This window comes from Pseudomonas sp., assembly GCF_026224925.1.
GTDB lineage: Bacteria > Pseudomonadota > Gammaproteobacteria > Pseudomonadales > Pseudomonadaceae > Aquipseudomonas.
The window spans coordinates 1-6864 of sequence record NZ_JAMFRV010000286.1; the positions used below are offsets into that span (position 1 = coordinate 1).

At 56.6% G+C, this 6864-nt stretch carries 7 protein-coding genes; 3 read left to right on the forward strand and 4 right to left on the reverse strand.

Going from position 1 to position 6864, the window contains the following annotated elements:
- Positions 1–5 precede the first annotated feature (5 nt).
- Together M0974_RS12455 and M0974_RS12460 are read left to right on the forward strand one after the other, a co-directional pair.
- A complete protein-coding gene (locus tag M0974_RS12455; RefSeq protein ID WP_297836702.1) occupies positions 6–713 on the forward strand; it encodes a murein L,D-transpeptidase catalytic domain family protein in 708 nt (235 codons plus the stop codon).
- A 63-nt stretch (positions 714–776) separates the two neighbouring features.
- On the forward strand, positions 777–1478 hold the full coding sequence (locus M0974_RS12460) for a VIT family protein (protein ID WP_297836685.1): 702 nt from the start codon (positions 777–779) through the stop codon (positions 1476–1478).
- A gap of 40 nt (positions 1479–1518) precedes the next feature.
- Here M0974_RS12460 and M0974_RS12465 read toward each other — a convergent pair whose 3' ends face one another.
- Positions 1519–2532 carry an AraC family transcriptional regulator gene (locus M0974_RS12465; RefSeq protein ID WP_297836688.1) on the reverse strand — a complete coding sequence of 338 codons (1014 nt, stop codon included), beginning with the start codon at positions 2530–2532 and terminating at the stop codon, positions 1519–1521.
- A gap of 182 nt (positions 2533–2714) precedes the next feature.
- On the opposite strand from M0974_RS12465, the gene M0974_RS12470 reads away from it, so the two are divergent.
- Entirely contained in the window at positions 2715–3896 is a 1182-nt protein-coding gene (locus M0974_RS12470; protein WP_297836690.1) for an acetyl-CoA C-acyltransferase family protein, read from the forward strand.
- A 73-nt stretch (positions 3897–3969) separates the two neighbouring features.
- Here M0974_RS12470 and M0974_RS12475 read toward each other — a convergent pair whose 3' ends face one another.
- The 3 genes from M0974_RS12475 to M0974_RS12485 all read right to left on the reverse strand — a co-directional run bounded on the left by M0974_RS12475 (position 3970) and on the right by M0974_RS12485 (position 6745).
- Entirely contained in the window at positions 3970–5127 is a 1158-nt protein-coding gene (locus tag M0974_RS12475) for an OmpP1/FadL family transporter (protein WP_297836693.1), read from the reverse strand.
- A 114-nt stretch (positions 5128–5241) separates the two neighbouring features.
- On the reverse strand, positions 5242–6153 hold the full coding sequence (locus M0974_RS12480) for an SMP-30/gluconolactonase/LRE family protein (protein WP_297836695.1): 912 nt from the start codon (positions 6151–6153) through the stop codon (positions 5242–5244).
- A gap of 103 nt (positions 6154–6256) precedes the next feature.
- Positions 6257–6745 (reverse strand): thioesterase family protein, encoded by a 489-nt coding sequence (locus M0974_RS12485; RefSeq protein WP_297836698.1) that lies wholly within the window; start codon positions 6743–6745, stop codon positions 6257–6259.
- Positions 6746–6864 lie beyond the last annotated feature (119 nt).

Here is a 6864-nt window from a genome sequence, read left to right on the forward strand (position 1 = left end):
ACCCCATGATGCTTGACCGTTTTGCGGTGCTGGCAGTGTTGCTATTGCTGACAGCAACATCCGCTCAGGCAGACAGCCTCGAACCCCTCGAAACTGCGCTGACCAAAGCTGCTCCCGATGCCAACCCGAAAGTGATTGCTCTGGCAGTGCATGCAGCACAGTGTCGGCTGGCGCAGGGCCAGGAAAACGCACAACGATTGGCGATTATCGATTACTCACGCCCCTCGACCGAGCAGCGACTGTGGATATTCGATATTCAGCAGCGCACGCTATTGTTTCACGAACTCGTCGCCCACGGGCGAAACAGCGGCGAGAACATGGCCAAACAGTTCTCCAATCAAAACCAGAGTATGGCGTCTAGCTTGGGGTTGTATAGCACACGCGCCACTTATAAGGGACATAACGGATACTCCTTGCGCATGGACGGTCTGGAGCCTGGTTTCAATGACCATGCTTTTGATCGAGCGCTGGTGATTCACGGCGCCCCCTACGTGAGCCAAGAGCTTGCGCGCACTAACGGTCGAATTGGCAGAAGCCTAGGTTGCCCAGCGGTACGTCCGGCGATTGCCCATGAAGTCATCGACGCAATGAAAGACGGCCAGCTACTGTTTTCTTACTACCCCGATCCACGCTGGCTTAATTCGTCTTCTTTCATTAACTGTGCCAAGGATCAGATCGCAAGTGCGACGGCCCTTGGCATGGATCGTAATTAGCCTGCGATGAAACAGGCAGCTTCAGTGGGTCATGCACCTAATGACATTGAGTCCCGTTAACCCATGAAATTCATGCACAGGCATACCGAGCACCATCGCACTGAGCGTATCGGCTGGCTTCGCGCTGCCGTCCTGGGGGCCAACGACGGGATTGTCTCTACCGCCAGCCTGTTGATCGGGGTCGCCGCGGCCAATGCCAGTCACGGGACCTTGCTGGTCACCGGAATGGCCGGCCTAGTGGCAGGCGCCATGTCCATGGCCGCGGGCGAATACGTCTCCGTGCACTCCCAGGCTGACACAGAGCGCGCTGACCTGTCTCAGGAGCGGGCCGAACTGGCGAGCGATCCGAAAGCCGAACACATCGAGCTTGCCAACATTTATATGCATCGCGGTGTATCACCCGAACTGGCCCGCCAGGTAGCCGACCAATTGATGGCCCACGACGCGCTGGGCTCCCACGCTCGTGACGAACTGGGCATCAGCGAAGCACTCACGGCCAAACCACTACAGGCGGCACTCGCCTCTGCCGCCAGTTTCGTGGTCGGTGCAGCCTTACCGCTGGCGGTGATTGTCATTGCGCCGCAGCAAAGCCTTGTGCCGTGGATGTCGGGCATGTCGTTGTTGTTTTTGGGAACCTTGGGAGCTATCGCCGCCAAGGCGGGCGGTGCCAAAGTCATGATCGGCGCCTGGCGGGTGACGCTTTGGGGTGCGCTGGCCATGGGTATTACTGCGTTGGTAGGATCGTTGTTTGGGGCGGCGGTTTAGTTCGCCGCCGACTCAACCAAATGCACAGGTCACGCGCCATCTAAATTGCCGATCCCCGTTGCTGTCGAAAGGCCCCAGGGCTCAACCCCGTCCACTGCTTGAAGGCCCGGTGAAATGCACTGGGTTCACGGAACCCCACCTCTTGGGCGATATCGGCGATGCTCATGGAAGTGTCTCGCAGACGCTCAAAGGCAATCGACCTTCGCATGTCATCTTTGATCTGCTGATAGCTAAACCCCTCTCTGGTAAGGGCACGACGCAAGCTGCTGAGACTGAGCGCAAACTCGACCGCCAGTTGCTCTAAAGTTGGCCAAAGGTCGTAACTGCACGATTGCAGTCTTTGATGAACCCGAGCGCTGTACCCTTCTCTGTTGCGGAATCGAATAAAAACCGATTGAGGTGCATTGCGTAGGAAGGTGTATAGCGACGCGCGATCTGGGCTAATCGGCAACCTCAAGCATTCAGGGTCGAGTTCAATTTCAGTGCTGCTGGCATTAAATACCACATCACTTCCCCACAAGAGTTGCTCATCACCATGTCCTGGCGGGGGGAAGTCGAACCGAACCCGAGTCATGTGTATGCGTCGACCTGCCAGCCAACACATCAAGCCTACGATCAGAACCAGGAACGTTTCAGTAACGACTGCACGAAGATATTCATTCGCGCCCGTGTAGCGCAGAACCACCGTTCTTCGCTTATCGCGTATTACCACCTCACCTTCCACGTCACGCAGGAACAGTTGGAAGTACGCGAGCGATTGGCTCAGCGCTTTTTCCACCGAGGGCGCTTGAATTAACCCTCGGCAAATCAAGGCGAAACTGCCCAAGGGCATGCCGTGGGAGTCCAAGCCAAAAAACTCATCGCGACGCGCCTGTACTACCGCCAGCCAAAGCGCCGAGAATTCCTTTGCAGATACTCGTACTGGCAACTCATTCAATGTGCCAGCGATAATGCCGGCCTCCCCCAGCAGCCGCTGAATGCTCAACGGTTGCTCGCCAAAGGAATAGAGCAGTACCTTGGCGAAGTATGACGATACTGAATGTTTTTCTTTCATGAAGCCTGTAACGCCTATGGCAAAAAATGGCAATTGTTCTGGGCAGTTCGGGCATAGGCCTAGTGCTTCTGGACACCTTAGACTGCTAGTCAAATCAATAGTAATTCAGATGCGAGTAGCATAACCGTCAGCTGTCTCGATGCTCACTCTACCCGCTCGCTAAACCAATAAGGAACAACGCAATGAGTCACCCCGAGGTTTATATCGTCAGCGCTGCACGCACCGCCATTGGCACCTTTGGCGGCTCATTGAAGGATGTGCCGCTGGCCGATCTGGCGACCACTGCAGTTAAGGCCGCACTAGACCGAAGCGGTGTGGATCCTGCGCAGGTCGGGCACCTGGTGATGGGCAACGTCATTCCTACCGAAACCCAGGACGCCTACATTTCCCGGGTTGCGGCAATGAATGCAGGCATTCCTAAAGAGACACCTGCCTTCAACGTCAACCGACTCTGTGGCTCTGGGTTGCAGGCGATTATCTCGGCGGCACAAACCCTGATGTTGGGTGACGCCGAAATTGCTATCGGCGCGGGGGCCGAATCCATGAGTCGCGGTCCTTATATCCTGCCCGCGGCTCGCTGGGGCGCCCGGATGGGTAACACCCAAGCCATCGATTACATGCTCGGAATCTTGCACGATCCCTTCCATGGGATCCACATGGGCATCACGGCCGAAAACATCGCGACACGCAACGGTATCACCCGAGAGATGCAAGACGCGCTGGCGATAGAAGATCAAAAACGTGCGAGTTTCGCCATCGAAAACGGACGTTTTGTCGAGCAGATCGCAGCCGTTGAAGTTCGCAGCCGCAAAGGCACCCAATTGTTTAGCGTCGACGAGCACCCGCGTGCCACCTCGCTGGAACAACTGGCACAAATGAAACCGGCCTTCAAGAAAGACGGCTCCGTCACCGCTGGCAACTCCTCTGGGCTCAACGACGGCGCTGCGGCGTTGGTGCTGGCAACTGGCGCTGCGGTCAAATCCAGCAACCTGCGTCCCCTCGCTCGCCTGGTGGCCTATGCCCACGCGGGTGTCGAACCGGAACTGATGGGCCTTGGACCGATCCCTGCCACACGCCTGGCCCTCAAGCGTGCCGGTCTGACGGTGGCTGATCTTGACGTCATCGAAGCCAACATCGCCTTCGCCGCACAGGCCTGCGCAGTGACTCAGGAACTGGACCTTGATCCGTCCAAGGTCAACATTAACGGCTCTGGGATTTCCTTGGGACATCCGGTCGGCGCAACAGGCGCGATCATCTCCACCAAAGCTATACATGAGCTGCATCGTATCGGCGGTCGCTATGCACTGGTGACCATGTGCATTGGTGGTGGTCAGGGCATTGCAGCGATATTTGAGCGGACTTAAATAACGTTGTACGGCATCTACATCGTGGGAAAATCGGCCAGCGCACTATTGCGCTGGCCGATTTTTTAATGCCTCAGAACTTGTAGCCAACGCCCATGCTTAACATGTGCAGCACTCCCCCGGCGGAGGTGTCTTCACTGGCAGCATCGCCATGGGTGATATGGCTGAAGTCCTGCATATATGCACCGGTAACCTCCAGATCATCTGACACCTGATAACTGACGCCCAAGCTCGCACTTTTCGGTTGGTTGCAGGGGGCGATTGAGATCAAGGTTGCCTCACGGTCAGGGACCTGGTGATTGGCCAAAGAAACCCCACCACGCAGCTGGAGACGCTTGGTGACCTTGTAATTGATGCCCGTACGGAACACGTTCTGATCCCTCCACCCAAATCCCGGCCCGTTGCTAGCCCCCGGCGCCCCGCCTTCCACCAGAGAGTTGCCGAAGGCTTTCTCGCCGCTCCAGTTGATCCAGACGTAGTCAAAGGCCAGCGTCCAGGCACCGATGTCGTAAGCCAAGCCTATGCCTGCCTGCTGCGGCATGTTGATCTGCCCCCCGTCTGGAATGATGTCCGCGTGGGACTTCATTTTCTGGAAACGCACCGGAGAAGCGTAGGTCAGCCCGAGTCGCAGCCCATCCGCGAGGGTACCCAAATAACCAACGCTCCAACCGACGCCAAAAGCATGATCCTCATCATCCGTAGCGCCGAAGTTTTCCAGTCCATGTAACAGCAGACTTTCGTAGCCAAGCCGAATCGACGCACCCAAGTAATGTCCCGGCGCAACTTCATAAGTCGCCGTTGGTGCAATAATGAGCTGAGCCAGTGCCGATTTGACCTTGGTCGTGCCGAAGGCAGGTATTACCCGATCGTAATCGACGCCCGCACCGTATCCAGACACTGACACACCGAAGGTCACATCGGGCCGATATTGAAAGTTAGCCCCGAAGCCCGGCAGGAATACCAACAGGCTGTCGCTGCTCTCAGTGCCGTGAACGTTAGAGCGCAGTTGGCCCCAGGTTGCCATTAAGTTGCCGTCGACCCGCGAGCCGACAGCCCCCATTCCCGCGGGGTTGTTGGCTGCTGCGATAGCGTCGGTGGGATTGGCAATGCTCGCGCCGCCCATGCCCATGGCGACTACCCCGTAGCCTGCGTATTGCGGACCGTTGGAGGCCATTGCCGTGCCGGCAAGAAGCCCACCGAACAGCGTGGTCACTACTATTTTCTTGATCATAATCCCCATTCCTTGTGCTTATTATTGAGGACCAAACGGGAAAACCAGGACGAGCGAAACCTATTGCCGGCGTACCGGCAATGGCGCCTTCATGGTGGGTGTAGGGTTATGCGATCAAGGACGCCCTACGCCTTTGCCTACTGCTACACGGGTGGTGAAGATGGTGGACTCGGTACGCAGATTGACCATGGCTTCGAAGATGTTTGGGCCGTCTACCTTGGTTGCGACCAAGTGTAGGGTCTTGCCATCTTCGCCACCCAGAGTACTGGCCACGCATTCATAGCCGGGCATTGGAATGCGATCAGTCACTTCGCCTTTGCTGTTCACCCGAATGAACGCTTCGGCGCGCAGCATGCTTAGCCACAAACCGTCTTCGGCATCGATAGAAATACCATCGACACAGCCGCGCTTGTGCTCACGGTCTGATTCGCTGGGATAGAGGGTTGTCATGTCGAGGAATACCCGACGGTTTTCCAGCTTGCCGTCGACGATGTCCATGATGGTTAGGCGCTCATCGAAGGTCTCGACAAAGATGAGGTGCTTCTGATCGGCGGTGATCACGATGCCGTTGGGAAAGGTGCAGTCCTCGACGCCGACACTGACTTCGCCGTTGGGCTCGATCACGACTACGCGGCCAGGTTTCAATGCCTCGCCTTCAAACACCCGGGCACCGACATCATCGACGTAGATGCGCCCATGGCCATCAACCACCATGTCACCGATGTAACCTGTATAGACCTCACTTAGGTCGGCATACAGTTCGAGGCCATTCGGTGTGACTCGATACAGGCGCGTCTCGTGCATCGCGCCGATGATCAGGTCGCCATTGGGCAAGAAACCCAATCCGTTTGGTTTACTCGGAACCTCGGCAATTACGGTCTTGTTGCCTTGTGCGTCAATCGCATAGACCTTCTTGCCGAGCATGTCGGAGATGTAGAGTATGCCGTTCCGCCAGCGAGGGCTTTCGCCAAAGATCAATCCGCTGGTCAAGAATTTCAGGTCGTATTGTTTTTGTTCTACTGACATGTCAATTTCCTGTTTCAAGTGAGTGTTATTGCCCTGCCCGTTGCCAGGCGATTTCTGACAGCTTCATCGGATTTCAAATAGCTTTGCAGCGCCCTTCTGTTGTTCACACAGATCCTGAAGTTCCAGTTGAAGTGGTCCGCCAGTGCGACTGCAGCGCAGCCCTCAATTGCGGAGGAATAGCGATACGGATACGCGCGTCAGTCTGAATACAGACGGGTGAAAAAATACCTTCGAAGGCCAATACGCCATCGGCCAGATACGCGCGTGCTGCCAAGTCGAAGCTGTGCTCGCGGACAGTCGTCACATCGATGTGAATATCAACCACGTCGTCCGGAACCAGGCTTCGATGGAAGGTCAGTGACATATGCTTGCAAGGCAAGCCCACCTTGGGAGGTGCGACCTTGAGACCTGGGGCCCATTCGGGACCTGGAGCCCAATCTATTTGCCGGTAAAACAGCATCACCGCGTCGAGCAGGTAGGCGGTAAACCGGCCGGTGTACACCACCGCTGCAGGATCGCAATCAGACCATCGCACCCGGCGACGAACGATGAATGGAAGGTCATTGACGACTTCTTCGGTACAGTCGCTCATGGCCGCACCCCACCCAGATTCAAGCGCTCGGCAAGGGCCGGAAAATCATTGCGCAGACGCTCATCGTCTATCCGCCCGGTGCGAGTCATGAACTGGTAAACGAACTGCTCCGGGGTGTA

Coding starts and splice junctions, on each gene's coding strand:
- M0974_RS12455 (WP_297836702.1), top strand. CDS start 6: ATGATGCTTGACCGTTTTGCGGTGCTGGCAGTGTTGCTATTGCTGACA.
- M0974_RS12460 (WP_297836685.1), top strand. CDS start 777: ATGAAATTCATGCACAGGCATACCGAGCACCATCGCACTGAGCGTATC.
- M0974_RS12465 (WP_297836688.1), bottom strand. CDS start 2,532: ATGAAAGAAAAACATTCAGTATCGTCATACTTCGCCAAGGTACTGCTC.
- M0974_RS12470 (WP_297836690.1), top strand. CDS start 2,715: ATGAGTCACCCCGAGGTTTATATCGTCAGCGCTGCACGCACCGCCATT.
- M0974_RS12475 (WP_297836693.1), bottom strand. CDS start 5,127: ATGATCAAGAAAATAGTAGTGACCACGCTGTTCGGTGGGCTTCTTGCC.
- M0974_RS12480 (WP_297836695.1), bottom strand. CDS start 6,153: ATGTCAGTAGAACAAAAACAATACGACCTGAAATTCTTGACCAGCGGA.
- M0974_RS12485 (WP_297836698.1), bottom strand. CDS start 6,745: ATGAGCGACTGTACCGAAGAAGTCGTCAATGACCTTCCATTCATCGTT.